This window comes from Thalassovita gelatinovora (assembly GCF_001458355.1).
Lineage (GTDB): Bacteria > Pseudomonadota > Alphaproteobacteria > Rhodobacterales > Rhodobacteraceae > Thalassobius > Thalassobius gelatinovorus.
The window spans coordinates 263,450-287,622 of record NZ_CYSA01000026.1; the positions used below are offsets into that span (position 1 = coordinate 263,450).

Consider the following 24,173-nt stretch of genomic DNA (forward strand, 5'->3'; position numbering starts at 1 on the left):
ATCTTGCGAGGAATATCATTGACCGGAAAGAAGGGGGTTTCTGCCACGCTTTTGTGGGTGACGACCGCAATTTTTATCGGGAGCGCCCCAGTGCCGGTCAGCGCCGCGCCTTCTCAGGCCGTGGTGCAGGCTGACAAAACCCTGTGGACCGATACCGCGACCGAAACCGATCTGGAACAGGCGCGGCAGGCATTGGAAACCGCCGCTGCTCAAGGCGATGTCGACGCCCAGCAGGTTCTGGGTGTGCATCTTCTGAATGGCTGGGTTCTTGAAAAGGATGTTCCACAGGCGATTGCATTGCTGGATCAGGCGGCGCAATCCGGCGTTGCCACGGCGCAGCTGGAACTGGGGCAGGCTTATCTTTGGGGCACCGAAATTCCGGCTGATGCCGCAAAGGCGCAGGACTTGCTGAACGCCGCCGCAGCCCAAAACAATCCCGATGCAATGCGTGTTCTGGGCGAACAGCTGATCGGCGGCTGGGCCTTGCCCCGCGACGTGGGGCGTGGTCGCCCCCTGCTGGAAGCCGCGATTGCTGGGGGGGATGACAAGGCAATGGTCGCGCTGGGCAAGCTGCTGCTTTACGGGCAAGGGGTGGCACAGGATCACGCCGAGGCAATGAACCTGTTCGAAGCCGCCGCCGCAAAGGGTAATGGCAGCGGGTTAGCGGCCTATGGCGACATGCTGATGTGGGGCCAGCGCAGCCCCAAAACCGCCGAAGCAGTGCTGAACCGCGCCGGAGAACTGGGGGTCGGCGAAGCATGGGTCACATTGGCCCATGGCGCGATGTATGGCTATCTTGGTGGTGGCCGTGTTTCGCGGGCAAAATTTGACGGCTACGCCGAAAAGGCGCGTCAGGCCGGGGAAGAAGATATCGTCGTGTTGGAAGCCACCCGCAACATGTGGGGCATCAATATGCGCGCCAGCGGCCCCGAAACGATTGCCCGTCTCAGGACTGCTGCCGATGCTGAAAATGCCGCTGCTGCCAAATTTCTGATCGAACTTCTGCGCGACGGTAACGGGTTGAACCTGCTCCGCCGCCGTGCCGATGCGCGGGCTGCGTTAGAAACCTATGCCGATCTGCTGACCCTGAATGAACGGGCTCAATTCGCGTTGACCATCGATGCCGCCACCGCTGTCGGGCCCGCGGCCTTTGCGGCGGTGGCCGATGCCTATTTCGCCCGGCCCGAACTGAAGTCGCGCTGGTTTGGGACGCAGATCCTGAAGGCCAACGAAAACGTCGCATATTTCATTTTGCAAAAACAGCTCAAGGACGATGGGCTATATGGCGGACGTGTGAACGGATATGCGACGCGGCTGACCCTGCGGGCCGCTTATCGCGCCTGTCTCGAACTGGACAGACCAGAACGTTGCCGTGACAACGTGATGCGTCCCGACGTGATCGGCGATTTGCTGGCGCGGTAACCAAGGTGGAACGGATGAACAACACAGAACGGGGCACCCCCGCGCGACCCGCCAATCAATCGCAAGCGCATTTCATCCTTTGGACCGGCGCGATTTTGGGTGTTTTTCTGGCCGTTGTGCGCGGTATCGCGCTCAGCGACGCCCTGACCGGGGGCACCATTGCCCGGTCCGCGCTGCTGCTGATGCGCGGTCTTGGGCAGGATTGGTTGATTGTGCTGGTACTGACGCTGGTCTTTACCGCCCTTGTGCGCACTGCGAACGGTGGCGTCTTGGGCCGGGTGTTGACCATCCTGTTCGGTGTCTCGGCCACGCTGGTTCTGTTGACCGGGCTGGCCAATCTGGTAGCGCTGCGGATGCTGGGCGCACCTCTGACGATGGATTGGGTGGCCTATTCCGACCTGACCCATACCGACGTGGCGCTGGATTACATGCGCCGGGTCGTTTCGGCCAAGGTTGTTGTTGTTGGGGTCGGCAGTATCGTTGTCCTGCTGGGCGCGGCGGCGGTTCTTGCCCGCACACATTCCGGGGCCGTGCCAAAGTTGATGATGGGCCTGATGGCCTTTGCGGTCATTTCGGGCTTTGCGCAGCGCAGCAGCTCTTCGGGTGTTTCCGTGGCCCGGCTGCAAAACCCGATCGTCGCCTTTGCCACTTCGGTCGGGCGCGACAGCGGCATCAAGGGGCTGGACGGTCCGGCCACCGATCAGGCCGGTCTTGCGATGCCATTTGCCCCGGCCGATCCGTTGCCGCATCCGGGCAAACCGGCGAAACCGATCCGCAATGCGATCATCTTCGCCTATGAATCGACCCCTGCCAACCAAACCAAAGGCTGGACCGGCCCGCATGACGTCACCCCCAACCTGACCGCGATCCTCGACCGGGCGCTGGCGTTTGACCGGGCTTATGCGCATGTGCCGGCGTCGAACTATTTCCTTGTCTCGGCCTTTGCCGCGCTCATCCCCGAATTGTCGCCGATTTCGATGCTGTCCAACTGGCCGGACCTCGATGCGATTTTCGTCCCCGAAGTGATGCGCGCCAACGGCTTGCGCACCGCCTTTTTCAATTCCTCCGATAACCGGTTTCAGGATACCGAAGGGTTGGTCACGGCGGCCGGTTTCGAACAAGTCGGCGATTACCGCGACTGGGACTGCGAAACCGGTGTCTACGAATATGCCAGCGTGACCGACAAGTATCTCAACACTTCCAGCGATCTGTGTACCGTGTCCGAGATCGTCAAATGGATCGAACAACGCCCCGATGACCCGTTCTTCGTGTCGTTTCGCACCGGCATGACCCATTATCCGTATTTTTCCGGCGAAAACCCGCAAGAATACGTGGCCGACAAAACCTATAACGATTATCTCAACGCGCTGCGGGTCGGCGACGAAGCCTTTGGTAAGCTGATGGCCTATCTCGATCAAAGCGGGCTGGCCGATGAAACCCTTGTCGTGGTGCTGGGCGATCACGGCGAAGCCTTCGGTCAGCACGGCACCTATGTGCATGCCGCCGGGATCAACGAAGAAAATGTCCATATCCCGATGGCGCTGATCAATCCGCAACTGTTCAACGGGACACGCAGCGATCTGATCGTGGGGGTTGCCGATATCGGGCCGACGATCACCGACCTGCTGGAATTCCCGACCCCGTCCTCATGGCAGGGACGATCGGTTTTCGACGCGGACCGTAAAAACGGCATCCTGTTCTTTTCGCCATGGAACGGTTTCCTTGTCGGGTTCCGCGAAGACGACGAAAAATTCATCTATAACGGCAATACCGGCGAAATGGCGCTGTATGATCTGGCGACCGATCCGGGCGAATTGAACAACCTTGCCGCCACAAAACCGGAACAGGCCGCAGCCGCCCGCGACAAGCTGGGGACCGCCGTGGCTGTGCATAATCAGTATATCGATTGGTTGCTGACCCGCAGCGGCGCGGCGAAACTGGAACAGACCGACGCCAATGAAATCGAAATCGTCGCCACCGGGATGCGCTTCAAATCTGCGCCCGAAGGCTGGGTGATGATGGATGGCGAACATGTTGGCGGCTTCAAGCTGACCTCGGCGCCATCCAATGCCGACCGCGCGGTGACACAGGCCGAAATCGATGCCGCGCTCACCACCTTCCATATGCCTGTCACCACCGGACCCTGTCCACGCAATATCGAACTGTTCTTTTTGAACGACGAATGGGCGGGCGAAGGTCAAACCGGCGATACCGACCTGTTCATCCGGTCCGTGAAATTCGCCGGCACGACATATTACTTTAATCGCTTCACTGCGCTCAATGAAAGGACCGGGGGGGCGTCGGGGGAATATTACCGGTTCTGGCGCAATGGCGGCATACGTATCGATCTGGATCTCGACCAGACCTGTCTTAGCAACGATTTGGCGCAGCAGTGATCCGGCGAAGTTGCGATAATGCCGCGAGAATCGCAAAATATTTGTTTTTATAGGGAATACGCCCCGTGTCGTTGAGGATTTGCGCTAACATTTGTGTGGAGGCAAAGAGTGTGGTTTCTTGAATACATAGATTCCATGCCGTTTTAATGACAAATCAATTGGGTGCCAATTATAGGAAAGACGGCCAGTCAAAACGGGGGCTAAGGGCCGGTAGTGGTGTTAAATGAGCGGATCGAAAGATTTCCGACCGGGCTTTCTGTCCGCGCGACCGTACAGGTCCGGGCGAACGGTGGTGATTGCCGGGGGCGCTGGATTTATCGGATCGAACCTCAGTCAAAGGCTGTTCTCCGAAGGGGATCGGGTGATCTGTGTCGACAATCTTGAAACCGGGCGTAAGGAAAATATTGCCGCGCTTCTCGAACATCCCGGTTTCGCGTTTTTCCTGCATGACATCATTGAACCTTTCGGCATCGAAGGGCCTGTCGACCGGATTTACAATCTGGCCTGCCCGGGATCGCCACCAAAATATCAACGCGATCCGCTGCACACTTTCAAGACTTCGATCATTGGCGGTATCAACCTGCTGGAACTGGCCGAAGAAAAGGACGCGCGTATCCTGCAAAGCTCGACCTCGGAAGTGTATGGCGACCCCGACATTTCTCCGCAGCCCGAAACCTATCGCGGGCTGGTCAATACCGTCGGACCGCGCGCCTGTTACGACGAAGGCAAACGCGGAGTGGAAACCCTGTTTCACGAAATGCACGAACGCGAAGGGGTCGACACCCGTATCGCCCGGATATTCAATACGTATGGCCCGAATATGGACCCCGAAGATGGCCGGGTCGTTTCCAACTTCATCGTGCAGGCCTTTACCGGTCAGGACCTGACCATTTATGGTGATGGCCATCAGACCCGCTCATTCTGCTATATCGACGATATGCTTGATGGGCTGACTTCGCTGATGGAAACCGAAGTCAGCAGCGGCAAAATCGACGACCCGGTCAATCTGGGCAATCCGGGGGAATTCACGGTGGTCGAACTGGCCGAAATCGTGCTTGAAATGACGGGGTCGGAATCCGGCATCAGCCATAAAGATCTGCCGCAGGACGATCCGCGCCACCGCCGCCCCGACATTTCCCGTGCCGGCAGCATGCTGGGCTGGGCCCCAAGGATTTCGTTGCGCGAAGGGCTGACACCCACGATCGAATATTTCCGTCAGGAACTGCATCGCCAGAAACGTCTGAAAGGACAAGTGGCGTGACAGGCTCGGGGGCGCGCAATATCCTGGTCACCGGCGGGGCCGGTTATATCGGCAGCCACGCCTGCAAGGCACTGGCCCGCGCCGGGCTGAATCCCGTGGTGATCGACAACCTGTCGCGCGGCCATGCCGATGCGGTGAAATGGGGACCGCTGATCGCCGCCGATCTGCGCAACACCGACCGGGTGCGCGACACCCTGCGCCACCACCGGATCGCAGCGGTGATCCACTTCGCCGCCTTTGCTTATGTCGGCGAAAGCACCGCGCAACCCGAACTCTATTACGACAACAATCTCGGCGGTATGACGTCACTGCTGACGGCGATGCGGGCCGAAGCGGTCGATCAGATCGTGCTGTCGTCCAGTTGCGCCACCTATGGCATTCCCGAAACCCTGCCGATCACCGAAATCGCGCCACAGCGCCCGATCAATCCCTATGGGCGCAGCAAGCTGATTTGTGAATGGATGTTGCAAGACGCGGCGACGGCTTGGGGCCTGCGTTTTGCTGCGCTGCGTTATTTCAACGCCGCCGGGGCCGATCCCGAAGGCGAAATCGGCGAACGTCACGATCCCGAAACCCATCTGATCCCGCTGGCCCTGATGGCGGCGGCGGGGCAGGGGCAATTGCATGTCTTCGGTGACGATTACGACACCCCCGACGGCACCTGCATCCGCGATTACATCCATGTGTCCGATCTGGCCCGGGCGCATGTTTTGGCGCTGAACCATCTGGGTGCGGGCGGCGACAGCCTTGCGGTCAATCTGGGCACCGGACGCGGCCATTCGGTGCGCGAAGTGATTGATGCGGTTGCCCGGGTGACCGGCCGCGCCGTGCCGGTGGTTACCGCGCCGCGCCGCGCCGGCGACCCCGACAGCCTGACCGCCGATCCGACCCGGGCGGACAACCGTCTTGGCTTTCGGGCCGACTATACCGCGCTTGATCAGATCGTCGCAGACGCAGCCCCCTGGTTCGGTCATCCGGGGATCGAATGACCGGCCGACGCCATCCCGCGCTTGAACCGCGTCCCAATCTGGAGCCGCTGCTAACCGGTGGGCGAGCGTTGAAATACTTTGTCATCGCCGGGATGTGGTTCCTTGCCGCCGGATGGTTCTGGGCGTGGTGGTTGCAGCCGCAAAACATGATCGCGCCGCTGCGGTACTGGATCGTCACGGTTGCGATGCTGTGGATCTGGGGGATGCAGCTCTATTTCGTGCTGGTTTTCCTCAGCGCCCGCAAATCCGTCGCCCCCGATCCCCAACCGGGGCAATACCGGGTGGCGATGATCACCACCAAGACCCCCGCGGAACCGTTCGAAGTGGTGCGCGAAACACTTCAGGCAATGTTGGCGCAGGATTATCCGCACGACACCTGGCTGGCCGATGAAAACCCGGATACGCAAACCAAGCATTGGTGCATCGCCCACGGCGTGAAAATCTCGACCCGGTATGGCATCGCGGAATATCACCGCGCCGAATGGCCGCGTCGAACCCGCTGCAAAGAAGGCAATCTGGCTTATTTCTACGATCACTGGGGATACCGCGATTACGATATCGTCAGTCAACTTGACGCCGATCACTTGCCGCAGCCGGGCTATCTGCGTGAAATGCTCAGACCGTTTTCGGATGATGCCGTCGGTTATGTTTCGGCCCCGTCGATCTGCGCCGCCAATGCCGATACAAGCTGGGCCGCGCGCACAAGGCTATATTCCGAAGCCGCCTTTCACGGCGTGTTTCAGGCGGGATACACTGCGGTTCTGACCCCGATGTGTATCGGGTCGCATTACGCGGTCAGGACCAAGGCGCTGAAAGGCGCGGGCGGGTTGGGCCCGGAACTGGCCGAGGATCATTCGACCACGATGCTGATTTCCTCGGCCGGGTGGCGCGGGGTCCATGCGATCGATGCGATCGCGGTGGGGCAAGGGCCCGATACCCTTGCCGATCTGGTGACGCAGGAATTCCAATGGTCGCGGTCGCTTCTGTCGCTGTTGCTGCGCTATACGCCGCGCTATCTGAAACCCATGCCGATGCGGCTGAAACTGCTCTTTCTGCTGTGCCAGACCTGGTATGTGTTTTTCGCGCTGTCGATGTCGATGATGTATCTGGTGCCGATCATTGCTGTCAGTTTCGACATCCGCTTTGCCGATGTGACCTATCCCGCCTTTCTGGGCCATTCTCTGCCTGCTGTCGGGGTAATGATCCTGTTTGCCTATGCGATGAAACGCGATGGCTTTTTCCGACCCCGCCGGGCCAAGGTGCTGGCTTGGGAAAAGGCGTTGTTCGTGATGTTGCAATGGCCTTGGGTGCTGTGGGGCTGCGTGATGGCGGTGCGCGACAGGATCACCGGAAAATTCGTGGATTTCCGCATCACCCCCAAGGGGGCGCAGGCCGAAAACCTGCTGCCGGGAAAAATCATCGCCGTCTATGCGGCGCTGGCCCTGGGGGCCCTGATCCCGGTTTTATTGGTCACGGACGTGACCGAGGCGCGTGGTTTTTACCTGCTATCACTGGTCAACGCGGTGCTGTATTGCATCCTGCTTTCGGTGGCGCTGGTTGCGCAGTTGAAACGGGCAGGCCGCAACAAACCGCTGAAGCGAAAGATACTCCGCCGTGATTTTTCCGCTTTGAGCTTGATCATGGTACTTCTTGGTGGAGCGGTTACACTCAGGGGGCAGGAAAGTCTTCATGCTCTGGCTGTAGGGTTGCAGCCGATGAAGGTGGTAAAGGTGGAATATATTGTATCAGGTGCTGGCATGGGGAACGCAGAACATAGCGTTCGGCTCACCTATTTGCCAGGCTGGGCCGAGGCACTTGTCAATTACGGCAAGTAAAAAAGGAAGAGGATGAAACCGAGAATGTCTAGGTATCTAAACGCATTCGCTGCGGGACTTGCCGCGCTCGCCCTCAATGTCATGCCCGCCCAAGCGGCGCCTCCGGGGGAATTGCCGTTCGGGGTCTATGATCCCGACGGGGATTTTTCGACCGATGGCGAAGTCGTTATCGAACATCTTTTCCTGCCGTGGGAAGATGTCTATTTGCAATCGCTCTACGACGCCGACGAATACGCGCTGGAACGCAAACGCGCTCTGCTGGTCACGGTGGAACCTTGGACATGGTCGCGCAGCGAACGAAACACCGCGCGCTATCTGCGCCGGGGAATTGAAAACGGGACCTATGATCCCAACATGAAGGCGATCTGCGATATTCTGGGCACGCTCAAAAGCCCGGTAACGCTCAGGTTTGCCCACGAAATGGATGATAAAAGCGGTCAGTTTATCTGGTCCGACTGGGATCCTGATACCTATATTTCGGCCTATCGCCGCATGATCGATCTGTGCCGCGACTCGGCGCCCAATATCACCGTGATGTGGTCGCCGCTCGGCGATGAAAACATGGCGCGCTATTTCCCCGGCGAAGATTATGCCGATCTGGTTGGGCTGACCGTGTTCGGATTGCAGGCGTGGGATCAGGCGAAATATGGTCATGACCGCACGTTCGACGAAATCTTCGCACCGCGCTACGAACGGGCGGTCCAGTTTGGTCTGCCGGTTGTTGTCGCGGAACTGGGCTATGTCGGCCGCGAACCTTATGTGGAAACATGGAAGAATTCGGTGCGTCAGGTCAAAGCGGAATATCCCAGCCTCGTCGGCGTGGTCTATTTCAACTACCCCGAAGTCTATCCGTGGCCCGAAGGATTCGGTCGGCCGGACTGGCGGGTCAAGAACCAGATCCTGAAATAGCACTCTTCCCCTGATTGAGCGGGATTTTGCCGCTGCAAGACTGCGGGCTAGTGACTTGAAAGCGCTCGGGAGTATGTCCTGGGCGTTTTTGTGTGTTGCCATATTGGTTCACGGAAAACTCCGCGCAAAAAACATAATTGACCTGTAGTAAACTTTTTAACAACTATGCCGTTAACTCCTGAGAACCGTTTTTCCAGCATTGTCTGCAGCGTCAGCCATGCTTTTCAGACGGGGTACAGCGAGAGCACATGAGGTAAAATCGAATGGTTAAGACTGCTTTCTTGCGCAAATTTTCCGTGATCGCTGTCGCAGCGGCTGGTGTGATCATTCTGGCTGAGGCGGCTCAGGCAGACGGGACGGTCGTCCCTAAACAGCCGACCCTGAAACATGCGAAGTCCGAAGCTGGTGCTGGCAAAACGCATTTCGATTGGCTCGCCAAAAGTGGGGCGAATGACGCCAATGCATCGCGTAAAACGGTCCGACAAGCTTCGCTCGGACGTGGCAGTTGGATTTGTTCGGCCGCGGGCTTTGGCAAGAAATCCCGCTGCTATCACCGCTAATTCCCCAAGAAAACGGATCAAGGATTTTCATTAACCCCTTGCCGAACGTCAATCCGTTGTGGCCGACCGATCGCAGCGCCACGTCGTGTGCTTAACCGTTCATCTGCGCCACCTCGTCAACCAGACTGCTGTCCCTTGCTCAAGGTTGCGGCAAGTTAGCCGATGATAATCGGCTATTCATTGCACTCAAACCCTTTGCGTTTGATCTGTCGCAACGCCCGGCCCATTCTTTCGATGGATATTGCCACAAAACAGGCAAGGCGTCGGAGGCCATATGCAGATCGAAAAATCGCCTGATCCGGCCACCGGCCTGACCAGTGCCGAAGCCGCGCAGCGGCTTCAAATTCACGGCCGAAATATCGTCGGCGAAACACGCGTGACGCCGGCGTGGAAAATCTTCCTGCGTCAATTCACCGGTTTGCTGGTCTTGTTGCTGATCGGGGCCGCGTTGGTGGCTCTTGCAGTGGGCGAATGGGTTGATGCTGCGGCAATCGGCATGGTGGTGGTGCTGAATGGCGTGCTGGGCTTCGTGCAGGAATGGCGGGCGGAAACCGCGCTGACAGCGCTGCGTGAAATGCTGGTGGGCCGGGCGCGGGTGATCCGCGACGGGCACCCGGTGGATATCGACAGCCGCGATATCGTGCCCGGCGATCTGGTGCTGCTGGACGCGGGCGATCAGGTGCCAGCCGATGCCAAACTGCAATCGGCGCTGGAACTCAGGATCGACGAAAGCGTGTTGACCGGGGAATCGATCTCGGTGGCAAAATCTGATCACGACCCGTCCTGCGACACGGTGATGATGGGGACTTTGGCGGTGGCGGGCCGGGCCGAAGCGGTGGTCACCGCCACCGGTGCCAGCACCGCCTTTGGCAAAATCGCCACGCTGACCGGGTCGGTGGGCGAAAAAGAAACCAACCTGTCGCGGCAACTGGGGCGGTTGGGGGCGCAGTTGGGTATTGCCGCGCTGGTTCTGGGCGCGGCGATTGCCGTGACCGGCATTCTGGCCGGGCGCGATGCGCTCGACATGTTGATGACCGGCCTTTCCATGGCGGTTGCGGTGGTGCCCGAAGGATTGCCGGCAGTGGTCACGATCAGCCTGGCGCTCGGGGCGGCAGCGATGGTGCGGCAAAAGGCGCTGGCGCGACGGTTGCAGGCGATGGAAACGCTGGGATCGGCTTCGGTGATCTGCACCGATAAAACGGGCACCTTGACCGAAAACATGATGACCGGCGAAACGCTGTGGATCGCCGGGCGGCGCTATGCTGCACTGGGCACCGGCTATGATCCGGCCGGGCGTATCTTGCTGGAGGGACGGCCCCTGCGTCATGGCGACGATACCGATCTCAGCGATGCGTTAGAGGTGATGGTGGGTTGCAGTCACGCCAGCCTGTACCATGAAGACGGGAAATGGCACATGGTGGGCGACCCGACCGAAGGGGCGCTGCTGACCTTTGCCTACAAGGGCTGGACACCGGTGCCAACGGCTGCGGCTTTGTCTGAAATCCCGTTTTCGTCCGAACGCAAACGGATGAGCATGGTGCGCTGGCAACAGGACCGGTTGGTCCAACTGGCCAAGGGCGCCCCGGAACAATTGCTTGACGTTTGCAGCCATTGGCGCGGCCCGAACGGTCCCGAACCATTGACCGAGGCGGCGCATAAAACCATCGCCGCCGCTTACGGCGCGATGGCGGATCGTGGGTTGCGGGTAATCGCGCTGGCCCGCAGCGAAGTCAGCGACGCCGATGCACCCGAAGCCGATATGGAATTCGTCGGGCTGGTCGGCATGATCGACCCGCCGCGCCCCGAAGTGGGGCAGGCGATCCGCGCCTGCCGCTCTGCCGGGATTCGGGTCATCATGATCACCGGCGACAGCCCGCGCACCGCCCGTGCCATCGCCGATGCGCTGGGCCTGCCGGTCGATCGCGCGGTCACCGGGACCGAACTGGAAACGATGGATGACGACAGCCTGCGCACGTTGCTGTCGCAACAGGTGTTGTTCGCCCGCACCGCGCCGGAACACAAAATGCGGCTGGTCAAGCTGCTGCAATCCGAAGGCCGTATTGTGGCGATGACCGGCGACGGGGTGAATGATGCCCCGGCCTTGAAACAGGCCGATGTCGGCGTTGCGATGGGCATCCGTGGTACCGATGTATCCAAGGATGCCGCCGATCTGGTGCTGCTGGACGACAATTTCGCCACGCTGGAACGCGCCATCCGCGAAGGCCGCCGACAGTTTGCCAATATTCGTCGCTTCGTGCGTTACCTGTTGGCATCGAACGCGGGCGAGGTGATCGCGATTCTGATCAACCTGGCGCTGGGCGGGCCGCTGATTTACCTGCCGACACAGATCCTGTGGATGAACCTTGTCACCGATGGCGTGACCGCGCTGGCGCTCGGGCTGGAACCGGCCACGCCAGACCAGATGACAGAACCGCCGCGCCCGGCGAAACAGGGGATCATGGACTGGACCGCCGTGGGGCTGATCCTGACCTTCGGTGCCTATACCGGATCGGCCAGCCTTTATCTGTTCTATGCCTTCGCCGCCGAAGGCGATGCAGTGGCCCGCACCGCCGCCTTCACCGGCATGGTGATGTTCGAAAAAGTCAGCGTGTTTGCCTTCCGGTCCTTCACCCAACCCTGTTGGCGGCTGGGCTGGTTTTCCAACCCCAAACTGATCCTCGCGCTGTTCTTGATGATCGGGGCCCAGATCGCGGCGGTTTACTGGACCCCGTTGCAGACGGTGCTGCGCACCGCGCCATTGGGGTGGGATCATTGGCAGATGATCGCGCTCCTGTGTGTGCCGTTGTTGGTGGTGCCCGAAGCGATCAAGTCGCTGCGGTTGCTTGGGGCGCGCCGCCGCCGGGTCAAGGATGAAGCAGACGTCACCTTGACTTGAATCATGGTCGCACGGCTCAAAGCGGTCCTACCCTAACTGCGGGAGGATTGCCGGATGACGTGGGATACCATTGCAAAGACCAGGGCCGAACGCGGCTTCGCGGCGCTGTCAGATCCAGATGAAGCACGGCAAGCGTTCCATTGGGATCAGGCGGCAGAAATGCTTGACGGTCTACCCGGCGGAGGTCTCAACATTGCTTACGAAGCGCTGGACCGGCATGTGCTGCATGGCGATGGCGACCGGTTGGCGCTGCGCTGGTTCGGCAAGGATGGCTCCAGCCTTGATTACAGCTATGCCGACCTGACCCGCGCCACCGCGCGCTTTGCCAATGTGCTGCGCGATCACGGGCTGGAACGCGGCGACCGGCTTTATTCGCTGATGGGACGCAAGCCCGAACTTTATATCGCAGCACTTGGCACGTTGAAGGCGGGGTTGGTGTTTTCACCGCTGTTTTCCGCCTTCGGCCCCGAACCGATCCGCACCCGGATGGAAATCGGCGAAGCCAACGCCGTCGTCACCACGGAATCGATCTATCGCCGCAAGATCGCCCAATGGCGCGACGCCATCCCGTCGCTGAAGCTGGTGTTCCTGACCGATACCGATAACGCCCCCGAGGGCTGCATCGCCTTGGGTCCGGCGCTGGCCGCCGCGTCGGAAGATTTCGAAGTTGCGCCGACAGCACCCGAAGACATGGCGTTGATCCACTTCACTTCGGGCACGACGGGCCGACCCAAGGGCGCGGTACATGTGCATCAGGCGGTTTATGCCCATGCCGCCACCGGGCGTTTCGCGCTCAACCTGAGGCCCGGTGCGATTTATTGGTGTACCGCCGATCCCGGTTGGGTCACCGGCACGTCCTATGGCATCATTTCGCCGCTGGTAAACGGTGTCACCCTGCTGGTGGACGAGGCCGAATTCGATCTCGACCGCTGGTACGGCCTGTTGCAGCGCGAAAAGGTGGAAATCTGGTACACCGCCCCCACCGCCATCCGCATGATGATGCGGGCGGGTAAAGACGCGGCGAAGCCTTACGATTTTTCCCAGCTGCGTTTTCTGGCCAGCGTGGGTGAACCGCTCAACCCCGAAGCCGTGGTCTGGGGCAAACAGGTGTTCGGCCACCCGTTCCACGACAATTGGTGGCAAACCGAAACCGGCGGCATCATGATCGCCAACCTGGCCGCGATGGATATCAAACCGGGATCAATGGGCAAACCGTTGCCGGGGATCATCGCGGCGGTGCTCGATACCGATGCGACACCGATCCGCGAATGCCGCCCCGGTCAGGTCGGCGAATTGGCGCTGCGTCCCGGTTGGCCGTCGATGATGCGGACCTATCTGCACGAACAGGCACGCTATAACAAAACCTTCCGCGATGGCTGGTACCTGTCGGGCGATCTGGCGATGCAGGATGCAGATGGCTATTTCTGGTTCGTTGGCCGCGCCGATGACCTGATCAAATCGTCCGGCCACCTGATCGGCCCGTTCGAGGTCGAAAGCGCGTTGATCGAACACCCGGCAGTGGCCGAAGCCGGGGTGATCGGCCTGCCGGACGAAACCGCCGGTGAAGTGGTCAAGGCCTATGTGTCGCTCAATCCCGGCTATGAACCGTCCGAAGAACTGGAACGCGACATTCGCGGCCACGCCCGCAAAAAACTCGGCCCCGCCGTGGCCCCGCGCGAAGTGGTGTTTCGCAACACCCTGCCGAAAACCCGATCGGGCAAGATCATGCGCCGGTTGCTGAAAGCCCGCGAACTGGGCTTGCCCGAAGGCGATATTTCCACATTGGAGACGGATGAATCATGACCCCTGCCAAAATCCGCCTGTCGCGCGATCATGTGCTGAACCTGCTCGGCGCGATGATGCGCGTCCGCAAATTCGAAGACAAATGTGCCGAATTATATACGCAGGAAAAAATCCGTGGCTTCCTGCATCTTTATGACGGTGAAGAAGCGATCGCCGCCGGCATCATCCCGCTGCTTGCGCCCGATGACCGGATCGTCGCCACTTACCGCGAACACGGGCACGCGCTGATCCGGGGGGTGCCGATGACGTCGGTGATGGCCGAAATGTACGGCAAGGTGACCGGGTGTTCCGGCGGCCGCGGCGGCTCGATGCATATCTTTGACAAGGACCGCAATTTCTATGGCGGCAATGCCATTGTCGGTGGCGGTCTGCCCTTGGCGGGCGGGCTGGCGCTGGGCGACCGGATGCAAGACAGCGGCAACGTGACCACCTGTTTCTTCGGCGAAGGCGCCGTGGCCGAAGGCGAATTTCACGAAACCATGAATCTGGCCCAACTGTGGCAAGTGCCCGCGCTTTTCATCTGTGAAAACAACGGTTACGCGATGGGCACTGCGCTGGGCCGTTCGGAATCCCAGACCGATATCCACCAGAAGGCCGCCAGCTACGGCATCCCGTCCGAAGTGGTCGATGGCAATGACGTGGTCGCGGTCGAAGCGGCGGCGCGCCGGGCCTTGGCGGCGATCCGCGAAACCGCACATCCCTATTTTCTGGAATGCCGCACCTACCGGTTCCGGGCGCATTCGATGTTCGACGCGCAATTGTACCGCGACAAGGCGGAAGTCGAGGAGTGGCGCAAACGCGGCCCGATCCTGCGGTTTCGAACCTGGGCGCTGGCCGCCGGTCTGATCCACGATGCCGATATCGCCGATCTGGAAACCCGGATCGACGCCGAAATCGCCGACGCGGTGGAGTTTGCTGAAAAATCAGACTGGGAACCGGTCGCGAATCTTGCCCGCCACGTCGTGGCCGAAGATCAGCCTGCGAAACCCGATCCGGCCGTGCCGTCGGGCGAAACGGTTGAAATGACCTATCGCGAAGCGGTGAAACAGGGCATCCGCGACGCGATGATCCGCGACGACGGCGTGTTCTTGATGGGCGAAGATGTCGGCGCTTACGGCGGCTGCTATGCGGTATCGAAGGGCTTGATGGATGAATTCGGCCCCGACCGCATCCGCGATACACCGCTGTCGGAATCCGGCTTCACCGGGTTCGGAATCGGTGCGGCTGCGGTGGGCATGCGCCCCATCGTCGAACTGATGACGGTCAATTTCAGCCTGCTGGCGCTGGATCAGATCATGAATACCGCCGCCACCATCCGGCATATGTCGGACGGTCAATTCGGCGTGCCGGTGGTGATCCGCATGGCCACCGGTGCAGGCAAGCAGTTGGCGGCGCAGCATTCGCATTCGCTGGAAGGCTGGTACGCGCATATTCCGGGGTTGCGGGTGCTGACACCGGCCACGCTGGAAGACGCGCGCGGCATGCTGTGGACCGCGCTGATGGACCCCGACCCGGTGCTGATATTCGAAAATGTCATGCTCTATAACCGATCAGACCAGATCGACAGCAATGCCGGACCGGTCGATATCGACACCGCAGCAATCCGCCGCCCGGGCCGCGATATCAGCCTGATCACCTATGGCGGGTCGCTCTACAAGACATTGGAAGCCGCCGAAGAATTGGCCCGCGACGGGATAGAGGCCGAAGTGATCGACCTGCGCGTATTGCGCCCCCTTGACGACGCGACCATCATTGCCTCGGTCGCGCGCACCCGCCGCGCGGTGATCGTCGACGAAGGTTGGCGGTCGGGATCACTGTCGGCGGAAATCGCCGCCCGCATCCATGAACAGGCGTTCTGGCGGATGGACGCGCCAGTGGGCCGGGTCTGTGCCGCCGAGGTGCCGATCCCCTATCCCAAACATCTTGAAGACGCGTCGATCCCGCAGGTGTCCACCATCGTTGCGGCGGCCAAGTCCGCGCTTGGGAAGGGTTGACCCATGGGCGTGTTCAAGATGCCGTCGCTGGGGGCCGATATGGACGATGGCAAGCTGATCGAATGGCTGGTGGCGCCGGGCGATACGGTCACGCGCGGCGATGTGGTGGCGGTGGTCGAAACCCAGAAAGGCGCGATCGAAATCGAAATTTTCGAAGATGGCGTGGTGGAACGGATCGACGCTGCGCTGGGGGGCACCTTTCCGGTCGGCGCGCCCTTGGCGGTGATCCGGGGGGCAGGCGCGCCCCAGGACGTCGCGGCGTCGCCGCAACCGGCTCCCGCGCCAAAGGTAAAACCGGCCCCGCCCATTCCCGCACCACCATCTGTGGCGGCCAAATCCGGGGATTTCCGCGCCTCTCCCGCCGCAAGGGCGCGGGCGGCAGAGCTTGGGATCGACCTGTCGAATGTATCGGGTACAGGCCCCGAAGCTGCCATCGTGCTGGCCGATGTGGATCGCGCCGCGCCGGGCAGCCGCAAACCGGCCAAGCAGGGGCTTGATCTGGACGCGATGCGCACCGCCATCGCGGCGGCCATGACCCGGTCCAAGCACGAAATCCCGCATTATTACCTCGAACACGAAATCGATCTGCAAACCGCCGACGATTGGCTGCGCGCCCGCAACGCCGATCGCCCGCCAGAGGGGCGCATCCTGATGGGCACATTGTTCGTCAAGGCGATGGCGCTGGCCGCTGCCAAAGTGACGGGGATGAACGGGCAATACGTGGACGGCGTTTTTCAGTCCTCGCAAACCGTCAATGCCGGTGTCGCGGTGGCGCTGCGCGGTGGCGGGCTGATCGCCCCGGCGCTGATGGATGCCGCGGCACTGCCGCTGGATCAGGTGATGGCGGCAATGCGCGACCTGGTCAAACGCGCCCGTACCGGGCGGTTGAAAGGATCGGAAATGACCGACGGCACCATCACCCTGTCCAGCCTTGGCGAAACCGGCGTCGACGGCATGACTGCGGTGATCTATCCGCCGCAGGTGGCGATCGTCGCCTTTGGCACGCCGCGCCCGGTGCCGCGGGTGGTGGACGGCGCGGTGCTGGCCCGCCTGTGCGCCCATGTCACCCTTGCCGCCGACCACCGGGTCAGTGACGGGCGGCGCGGCGCGAAATTTCTCAAAGAAATCGACACCCTGCTGCAAAGCCCGGAGGATTTATGACCCAAGACGAACTGCGAACCGCCTTTCTCGAAGAATTGACCTCGGTCGCGCCCGATATTGCCGCCGAAGATGTCGGCGGCAACGATCACCTTCAGGACGATCTGGAACTCGATTCCATGGATGTGCTCAATCTGGTCACGGCGCTGCATGAACGGCTGGGGGTGGACATTCCCGAAGCCGATTACACAAGGATCGAAACGCTGGACAAGGCGGTGGCCTATCTGGCCGAACGGCTGGGTTGAACAGGCCGTGAAAAGCCGCAAAGCGGTTCAATCCGACTGAACCCGGCCATCCAAGAGCAAACCTATGGCTTCCCTTGTCGCTGAAGTTGTGCTCCGCTGGGTGTCACGTTGACCGATAGCCGGAACCGAAGGGGATCCGACCATGGAACCAGCAACAACGCGTCACTTACGCCCCGACGAAATCGCGCAGATTGGCGCGATCTGCGACGCGGTGGGCAACGATCCCCACCGTATGCTGGATATCCTGCTTTCGGTGCAGGATGAATGCCGATGGATTGCGCCAGACGCGATGCAATTGATCGCCGACCGCACCGGGCTGAGCCGGATCGCGGTCGAAGGCGTGGCCAGCTTTTATGCCTTCTTGTCGCAAACCCCCAAAGGCCGGGTTACGATCCGGCTTTGCGATGACATCATCGACCGTTTCGCCGGAATGCCGCAAGTCGTGGCGGCGTTCGAAACGGCGCTGGGCATCAAGGTTGGCGAAACCACCCCTGACGGGGCTATTTCGCTGGATTACACCGCCTGTATCGGGATGTGCGATCAGGCCCCGGCGGCGATGGTCAACGATGTGGTGCTGACCAAGCTGACACCGGACCGGGGGGCCGAAATTGTCGCGGCGTTGCAGGCGGGACAGCGGCCCGAAGACTTGATTTCCGATCACTTCGCCAATCTGACCCCGCATGACCGCGCCACCCGACAGGTGGAAAACAATATCCGTCATGCCGGGGCGGTGCTGCTGGGGCCGGGGTCGGACAGGGCCGGGTTGGAAAACGCGCTGACTATGACGCCGGACCAGATCATCGGTCAGATCGAAGCCAGCGGTTTGCGCGGTTGCGGCGGGGCGGGGTTTCCGACCGGACGCAAATGGCGCATAGCCGCCAATGCCGAAGCCGACCGCCGCATCATCATCTGCAACGCCGACGAAGGCGAACCGGGCACGTTCAAGGACCGGGTGCTGCTGACCGAACGACCGCATCTGTTGATCGAAGGCATGACCATCGCCGCCCGTGCCGTGGGCGCGCGTGAAGGCATTCTTTATCTGCGCGGCGAATATGTCTACCTGCGCGCATTGATCGAAGAAACTCTGGAAGATCGCCGCAACCGCGGGCTTCTGGGGCAGGGCATTCAGGGCCAAGACGGGTTCGATTTCGACATCCGGCTGCAAATGGGGGCCGGGGCCTATATCTGCGGCGAAGAAGGCGCGTTGATTTCATCCTGCGAAGGCTTGCCGGGGGAACCGAAAACCCGGCCACCGTTCCCGGCAGTGCAAGGCTATCTTGGCCTGCCGACCGTGGTCAATAATGTCGAAACCTTCTGCAATGCGGCCCGCGTTCTTGATCAGGGGGCGCAGTGGTTTTTCGACATGGGAACCGAGCAAAGCCACGGTACCAAACTGTTCAGCGTGTCGGGCGATTGCCTCAATCCCGGCATCTACGAATTGCCTTACGGGCTCAGCGTGCGGGACTTGCTGGTGATGGCGGGGGCCGAAGACGCCGCAGCGGTGGCGGTCGGCGGGGCTTCGGGTACGATGATCGCGCGGGATCAGTTCGACCGCCGTTTCGGCTTTGACGATCTGTCAACGGGCGGCGCGGTGGTGGTGTTCAACGGGCAACGCAACATTCTGGAAATCGTCGAATATTACATGTCGTTCTTCGTACATGAAAGTTGCGGCTACTGCACCCCGTGCCGGGTCGGAAACGTGTTCTTGCAAAAAGCCATCGGCAAATTCCGTCAGGGATTGGCCAATCCTGAAGACATCGATTACCTCAAGGATCTGTCCGGCACCATCATCGAAACCAGCCGCTGCGGGCTGGGAACGACGTCGCCCAACCCGATCCTGTCCACGCTGGAAAATTTCCCGCTGGTCTATGCGGCGATGGTCAAACCGTCCCAAGATCGCATCCGCGCCAGTTTCGACATCCAATCCGCCATCGATAGCGCCCGCCATCTGGCAAAACGCCGGTCGACGATTTTCGACGAGGATTTCAGCAAATGACAGGATTCAGTTTCACCATCGACGGGGTCGCGGTCACAGCCGAAGACGGCGAGACCATCATGGAAGCCGCCGATGCCGCCGGCATCTATATTCCACGACTGTGCGATCACGAAGGGCTGCGCCATCAGGGGTCTTGCCGGGTCTGTACCGTCAAGGCGGGTGGCCGCAGCGTGTCGGCTTGCACCCAACCGGCGCAGGCCGGGCAGGTGGTGGAAAACGAAACCCCGCATATCACCAAACTGCGCCGCGATCTGGTTGAAATGCTGTTTCACGAAGGCAATCACCTATGCCCGATCTGCGAAGCCTCGGGCAATTGCGAATTGCAGGCGATGGCGTATCGGCTCGACATGACGGCCCCGACGAAATTTCCCTATCTCGAACCCTGCCGGCCGCTGGATGCCAGCCACCCCGATATCGCGCTCGATACCAATCGCTGCATCACCTGCGGTCGCTGCATCCGCGCCAGTCAGGAAATCGACGGCAAGGGTGTGTTCGGCTATGTCGGGCGCGGCATCCATCGCCGCGTCGCGGTGAATGGTGCCGATCTGGCCGATACCGATGCGGCGATCACTGATTTCGCCATCTCGAAAGACGTCTGCCCGGTCGGCTGCATCATCCGCAAGGGGATCGGCTTTGCCACCCCGATCGGCGAGCGCGAATTCGACAGCGGCCTGATCGGCCACAAGATCGAGGAGAAGAAGCGTGACTGAGCAACGCAAGGCCCGGATCGCCACCGCCTCGCTTGCGGGCTGTTTCGGCTGTCACATGGCGATCCTCGATATCGATGAACGGCTGATCGAATTGATGAAGCTGGTCGACGTTGATCGGTCGCCGCTGACCGATATCAAGCGGTTCACCCGGCGTTGCGATATCGGCATCATCGAAGGCGGCTGTTGCAACGAAGAAAACGTCCATGTGCTGCGCGATTTCCGGCGCAATTGCGACGTTTTGATCGCCCTCGGCCAATGCGCGATCATGGGCGGGCTGCCGGCGATGCGCAACGCCATCATGCATTCCGACGCACCGTTGCGCGAATGCCTCGACGAGGCCTATATCACCGGCCGCTACATCCGCAACACCACCCACAACATCCCCAATGACCCGGCTTTGCCGCTGCTCTTGGACGAAGTCTATCCCTGTTCGGAAGTGGTCGAAATCGATTACAATATCCCCGGCTGTGCGCCGTCGGGGGATGTGATTTACGAAACCCTTGCCGGGCTGCTGAGTGGCAAATTCCGCGGCTTCGAGCGCGACAAGATCAGGTTTGATTGAGGCATGACAACATGACGGAACCAAGACTGATCGAAATATCCCCCGTCACCCGGGTCGAAGGCCACGGCAAGGTCACCATCCATCTGGATGTCGACGGCAATGTTGACGAAGCACGGCTGCATATCGTCGAATTCCGCGGTTTTGAACGGTTCATCCGTGGCCGCTTGCTGTGGGAAGTCCCGGTCATCGTGCAGCGGCTCTGTGGCATCTGCCCGGTCAGCCATCACCTGGCGGCGGCCAAGGCGATGGACATGATCTGTGGCGTCGATCAATTGCCGCCCACCGCCGAAAAGATGCGCCGCCTGATGCATTACGGTCAGGTGATGCAAAGCCATGTTTTGCATTTCTTCCACCTTGCCGCGCCGGACCTTTTGTTCGGTTTTGGCGCTCCGGCGGAAAAGCGCAATATCTTCGAGGTGTTGAAGGATCAGCCCGAACTGGGCCGCCGCGCCATCCTGATGCGCAAATTCGGCCAGGACATCATCGAAGCCACGGCGGGCAAGAAAATCCACGGCACCGGCGCCATTCCCGGTGGCATCAACAAAAACCTGCCGATTGAAACCCGCGATGCATTGCTGGCACAGATCGGCGATATGCGCCTGTGGGCGCAGGATGCGCTGGCGCTGGCGCGGGGATACACGCTCGACAATGCCGAAATGGTGCGCAATTTTGCGTCCTTCCCGTCGCATTACATGTCGATGGTGCGCGCTGGCGATGGCGCGCTGGATCTTTACGACGGCAATTTGCGCGCGCTGTCCTCGGACGGGGATACGATCTTCGACCATCTCGATACCCGTAGCTATCACGACGCACTGATCGAAGATGTGCGGTCATGGTCCTACATGAAATTCCCCTTCATCAAGGCGCTTGGCCCCGACGATGGCTGGTATCGCGTCGGCCCTCTGGCGCGGATGAACACCGCCAGTTTCATCGACACCCCGCTGGCCGATGCCGCCCGCACCGAACTGATGGCAACCAATCACGGCTTGCCGCAACATGCGGTGCTGGCCAATCATTGGGCCCGGATGATCGAAGTGCTGCATTGCGTCGAAAAGATCGACGCCTTGCTGCACGATCCCGACCTGCAAGGCACTGATCTGCGCGCCACCGGCGACCGGCGGCAAGAAGGCATCGGCGTACTGGAAGCCCCGCGCGGCAACCTGATCCACCATTATCAGGTCGATGAAAACGATCAGGTCACCTATTGCAACCTGATCGTGTCGACCACCCATAATAACGAAGGTATGAACCGCGCGGTCAAGGATGTGGCGGTGAAATACCTGTCCGGCCAACCGCAGATCACCGAAGGCATGTTGAACCATGTCGAAGTGGCGATCCGCGCCTATGATCCCTGCCTGTCCTGCGCCACCCATGCGCTGGGACAGATGCCGTTGCAGGTCGAATTGTTCGATGCGGACGGTGTGCTGCTGGACCGCCGGGCGACCTGATGCTGCTGATCGGCTACGGCAATCCCGGGCGCGGCGATGACGGGTTGGGCCCGGCCTTTGCGGATCTTATCGAACAGGCCGCATTGCCGGGGATCACGGTGATGATCGACTATCAACTGACCGTGGATCATGCGCTGGCGGTGGCCGACACCGACCTGGTGGTGTTCGCCGATGCACAGATCGCGGGCGAGGGCGCGTTCGGGCTCACGGCGGCGGCCCCGGTCCGCTCCGCCGAAATTACCAGCCACGCCCTGACCCCCGAGGCGGTTCTGACCTTGGCCCGCACTCTGTACGCGGCCACGCCCGACGCTTTCATCCTTGGCATCACAGGTCAGGACTTCGGCGAGGTCAAAGAAGGGCTGAGCCCACAGGCGCAGCAAAACCTTGACGCCGCCGTTATGTTTTTTCGCGATTGGGCGACGGGCTAGACACTCCTGTCTGATCTCCAGAAGATGACGTTGTCGCTTTTTGGCAACGCATGTCGTTTTCAAACCTTTTCTTTCGGCGCAGTATCGTGAACACTAGGGCCATTCGGGCAACCGTGATCCACGCATCGGGTGAGTGTGGTCTGCGACATTTTGAACGCTGCGTATGTATGACTGACACAGGGGGACGAACAAAAAGACGCTACGACGCTGGTCGCGGGGACTGTGCTTCTGCCTTGGAAAAGAAGCCGGAATGCAGCAAGATTTCCGTGGGGGAAAGAAAAATACTTTATACAACAATACCCTTGAACCCCCGAACCAAATGCTATTCCCTTAAGACATAGTGCGAGACAGCGACAAAATAGCGTTCTCCCTAGTCTGGCGGCTGAAATGGCCGATATGCCCGGACAAGGCGGGTGTGGATCGAAGGAGCGCCGCTCAGTCGGTCAATCCACGCCACAGACCTGATCCATTCCGATCCATCTGACTGCGCTCATACCCCGCCGATGACCGGGCTGGGGATACCGCACGAAATTAACATAATTCTATCCATCGAGGAGATAACCTTATGTCGAAGAAAATGCTTAAAAACGGTGCCGCAGCAGCGGCCATTGCCTTGTCTGCCGGGGCTGCGTATGCCGAATGCGGCGAAATCACCATGACCGAAATGAACTGGGCCTCAAGCCAGGTCGTGTCGGGCGTGGCCAAGTTCATTCTGGAACAGGGCTATGGCTGCACCGTCGAAATGATCCCGTCCTCGACCGTTCCGGCGCTGGCTTCGGTTGCCGAAACCGGCGAACCCGACATCGTGACCGAACTGTGGATCAACGGCGCGCCGTCCTATGAAAAGCTGGAAGCAGAAGGCAAAATTACCACCCTGACCGATGTTCTGTCCGATGGTGGCGTCGAAGGCTGGTGGGTGCCCAAATTCGTCGTTGACGAATACCCCGAAGCGGGCACGCTGGAAGGCATCCTTGCCAATCCCGAACTGATCGGCAACCGGTTCCACCAGTGCCCCGAAGGCTGGGGGTGTCAGCGCGCCAACGATTCCAAGACCCAGGCATTCGGTGTCGTCGATGCCGGTATCGAAGTGTTCCAGCACGGATCGGGCGAAACCCTGGCTTCGGCCATCGCGGCGGCGTTCGAAAACAAGGAACCGTGGTTCGGCTATTACTGGGGTCCGACCGCGATCTTGGGAAAATACCCGATGGTGAAAATCGACCTTGGTGAATACAACGCCGAAGTCCACACCTGCGACTCCGATCCCGAATGCCCCAATCGCGGCGTTGGCAAATCGGAATACCCGGTCAGCCCGGTCAAGACCGTCGTGACCACGGCCTTCCTCGAAGACCACCCCGAGGAGGCCGCGTTCATGAAGAACCTGTCTTTCACCAACGCGCAGATGAACAGCCTTCTGGCCTGGAAAGAAGCCAACACCGCTTCGACCGAAGAAACTGCGGTGAATTTCCTGACCTCCCAGCCGGATGTCTGGGGCGCATGGCTGAACGATGCGGCCAAGGAAAAGCTTGCAGGCCTGCTGCAATAATAGGGTTTTATGTAAGGG

General features: G+C 60.5%; 18 protein-coding genes. All 18 read left to right on the forward strand.

Annotated features, from left to right (window positions below):
• The first annotated feature begins 18 nt into the window (after positions 1–18).
• The 18 genes from TG4357_RS15190 to TG4357_RS15275 all read left to right on the forward strand — a co-directional run bounded on the left by TG4357_RS15190 (position 19) and on the right by TG4357_RS15275 (position 24,155).
• Positions 19–1,422, forward strand: coding sequence for a tetratricopeptide repeat protein (locus tag TG4357_RS15190; RefSeq protein ID WP_158509086.1), 1,404 nt, complete (start codon positions 19–21; stop codon positions 1,420–1,422).
• Positions 1,423–1,436: 14 nt separating this feature from the next.
• Positions 1,437–3,818, forward strand: a complete 2,382-nt coding sequence (locus tag TG4357_RS15195) for a sulfatase family protein (protein WP_058263750.1) — start codon at positions 1,437–1,439, stop codon at positions 3,816–3,818.
• A gap of 223 nt (positions 3,819–4,041) precedes the next feature.
• A complete protein-coding gene (locus TG4357_RS15200; protein ID WP_058263751.1) occupies positions 4,042–5,079 on the forward strand; it encodes a UDP-glucuronic acid decarboxylase family protein in 1,038 nt (345 codons plus the stop codon).
• Complete coding sequence (gene galE, locus TG4357_RS15205) at positions 5,076–6,068, forward strand: UDP-glucose 4-epimerase GalE (protein WP_058263752.1); 993 nt, start codon at positions 5,076–5,078, stop codon at positions 6,066–6,068. The genes TG4357_RS15200 and galE overlap by 4 nt, the downstream gene beginning before the upstream one ends.
• Positions 6,065–7,903, forward strand: coding sequence for a glycosyltransferase family 2 protein (locus TG4357_RS15210; RefSeq protein WP_058263753.1), 1,839 nt, complete (start codon positions 6,065–6,067; stop codon positions 7,901–7,903). The genes galE and TG4357_RS15210 overlap by 4 nt, the downstream gene beginning before the upstream one ends.
• A gap of 24 nt (positions 7,904–7,927) precedes the next feature.
• Positions 7,928–8,812: a glycosyl hydrolase gene (locus TG4357_RS15215; protein WP_425329298.1), complete on the forward strand. Its 885-nt coding sequence runs from the start codon at positions 7,928–7,930 to the stop codon at positions 8,810–8,812.
• 263 nt (positions 8,813–9,075) lie between these two features.
• Positions 9,076–9,372, forward strand: a complete 297-nt coding sequence (locus TG4357_RS15220; protein ID WP_058263755.1) for a hypothetical protein — start codon at positions 9,076–9,078, stop codon at positions 9,370–9,372.
• Positions 9,373–9,646: 274 nt separating this feature from the next.
• A complete protein-coding gene (locus TG4357_RS15225) occupies positions 9,647–12,268 on the forward strand; it encodes a cation-translocating P-type ATPase (RefSeq protein WP_058263756.1) in 2,622 nt (873 codons plus the stop codon).
• A gap of 54 nt (positions 12,269–12,322) precedes the next feature.
• On the forward strand, positions 12,323–14,071 hold the full coding sequence (gene acsA / locus TG4357_RS15230; protein WP_058263757.1) for an acetate--CoA ligase: 1,749 nt from the start codon (positions 12,323–12,325) through the stop codon (positions 14,069–14,071).
• Positions 14,068–16,065: a pyruvate dehydrogenase (acetyl-transferring) E1 component subunit alpha gene (gene pdhA / locus TG4357_RS19165; RefSeq protein WP_074646709.1), complete on the forward strand. Its 1,998-nt coding sequence runs from the start codon at positions 14,068–14,070 to the stop codon at positions 16,063–16,065. Before acsA ends, pdhA begins: the two co-directional genes overlap by 4 nt.
• Positions 16,066–16,068: 3 nt before the next feature.
• Complete coding sequence (locus TG4357_RS15240; protein ID WP_058263758.1) at positions 16,069–17,226, forward strand: dihydrolipoamide acetyltransferase family protein; 1,158 nt, start codon at positions 16,069–16,071, stop codon at positions 17,224–17,226.
• The gene (locus tag TG4357_RS15245) at positions 17,223–17,468 is read left to right on the forward strand and encodes an acyl carrier protein (protein ID WP_058263759.1); all 246 of its coding nucleotides are present in this window, start codon (positions 17,223–17,225) and stop codon (positions 17,466–17,468) included. The genes TG4357_RS15240 and TG4357_RS15245 overlap by 4 nt, the downstream gene beginning before the upstream one ends.
• 142 nt (positions 17,469–17,610) lie before the next feature.
• Positions 17,611–19,464, forward strand: coding sequence for an NAD(P)H-dependent oxidoreductase subunit E (locus TG4357_RS15250; RefSeq protein WP_074646707.1), 1,854 nt, complete (start codon positions 17,611–17,613; stop codon positions 19,462–19,464).
• Positions 19,461–20,174 (forward strand): 2Fe-2S iron-sulfur cluster-binding protein, encoded by a 714-nt coding sequence (locus TG4357_RS15255; RefSeq protein WP_058263760.1) that lies wholly within the window; start codon positions 19,461–19,463, stop codon positions 20,172–20,174. The genes TG4357_RS15250 and TG4357_RS15255 overlap by 4 nt, the downstream gene beginning before the upstream one ends.
• The gene (locus tag TG4357_RS15260; RefSeq protein WP_233487522.1) at positions 20,167–20,736 is read left to right on the forward strand and encodes an NADH-quinone oxidoreductase subunit B family protein; all 570 of its coding nucleotides are present in this window, start codon (positions 20,167–20,169) and stop codon (positions 20,734–20,736) included. Before TG4357_RS15255 ends, TG4357_RS15260 begins: the two co-directional genes overlap by 8 nt.
• 11 nt (positions 20,737–20,747) lie before the next feature.
• Positions 20,748–22,184 (forward strand): Ni/Fe hydrogenase subunit alpha, encoded by a 1,437-nt coding sequence (locus TG4357_RS15265; protein ID WP_058263761.1) that lies wholly within the window; start codon positions 20,748–20,750, stop codon positions 22,182–22,184.
• Positions 22,184–22,612, forward strand: a complete 429-nt coding sequence (locus TG4357_RS15270) for a hydrogenase maturation protease (RefSeq protein ID WP_058263762.1) — start codon at positions 22,184–22,186, stop codon at positions 22,610–22,612. Before TG4357_RS15265 ends, TG4357_RS15270 begins: the two co-directional genes overlap by 1 nt.
• A 565-nt stretch (positions 22,613–23,177) precedes the next feature.
• A complete protein-coding gene (locus tag TG4357_RS15275) occupies positions 23,178–24,155 on the forward strand; it encodes an ABC transporter substrate-binding protein (RefSeq protein WP_058263763.1) in 978 nt (325 codons plus the stop codon).
• Positions 24,156–24,173: the final 18 nt, after the last annotated feature.

Bases quoted from the DNA above. Each gene is read 5' to 3' on its own strand.
- TG4357_RS15275 (WP_058263763.1), top strand. From the start codon at position 23,178: ATGTCGAAGAAAATGCTTAAAAACGGTGCCGCAGCAGCGGCCATTGCC.
- TG4357_RS15225 (WP_058263756.1), top strand. From the start codon at position 9,647: ATGCAGATCGAAAAATCGCCTGATCCGGCCACCGGCCTGACCAGTGCC.
- TG4357_RS15255 (WP_058263760.1), top strand. From the start codon at position 19,461: ATGACAGGATTCAGTTTCACCATCGACGGGGTCGCGGTCACAGCCGAA.
- TG4357_RS15270 (WP_058263762.1), top strand. From the start codon at position 22,184: ATGCTGCTGATCGGCTACGGCAATCCCGGGCGCGGCGATGACGGGTTG.
- TG4357_RS15200 (WP_058263751.1), top strand. From the start codon at position 4,042: ATGAGCGGATCGAAAGATTTCCGACCGGGCTTTCTGTCCGCGCGACCG.
- pdhA (WP_074646709.1), top strand. From the start codon at position 14,068: ATGACCCCTGCCAAAATCCGCCTGTCGCGCGATCATGTGCTGAACCTG.
- TG4357_RS15265 (WP_058263761.1), top strand. From the start codon at position 20,748: ATGACGGAACCAAGACTGATCGAAATATCCCCCGTCACCCGGGTCGAA.
- TG4357_RS15245 (WP_058263759.1), top strand. From the start codon at position 17,223: ATGACCCAAGACGAACTGCGAACCGCCTTTCTCGAAGAATTGACCTCG.
- TG4357_RS15215 (WP_425329298.1), top strand. From the start codon at position 7,928: ATGTCTAGGTATCTAAACGCATTCGCTGCGGGACTTGCCGCGCTCGCC.
- TG4357_RS15250 (WP_074646707.1), top strand. From the start codon at position 17,611: ATGGAACCAGCAACAACGCGTCACTTACGCCCCGACGAAATCGCGCAG.
- TG4357_RS15220 (WP_058263755.1), top strand. From the start codon at position 9,076: ATGGTTAAGACTGCTTTCTTGCGCAAATTTTCCGTGATCGCTGTCGCA.
- TG4357_RS15240 (WP_058263758.1), top strand. From the start codon at position 16,069: ATGGGCGTGTTCAAGATGCCGTCGCTGGGGGCCGATATGGACGATGGC.
- acsA (WP_058263757.1), top strand. From the start codon at position 12,323: ATGACGTGGGATACCATTGCAAAGACCAGGGCCGAACGCGGCTTCGCG.
- TG4357_RS15210 (WP_058263753.1), top strand. From the start codon at position 6,065: ATGACCGGCCGACGCCATCCCGCGCTTGAACCGCGTCCCAATCTGGAG.
- TG4357_RS15195 (WP_058263750.1), top strand. From the start codon at position 1,437: ATGAACAACACAGAACGGGGCACCCCCGCGCGACCCGCCAATCAATCG.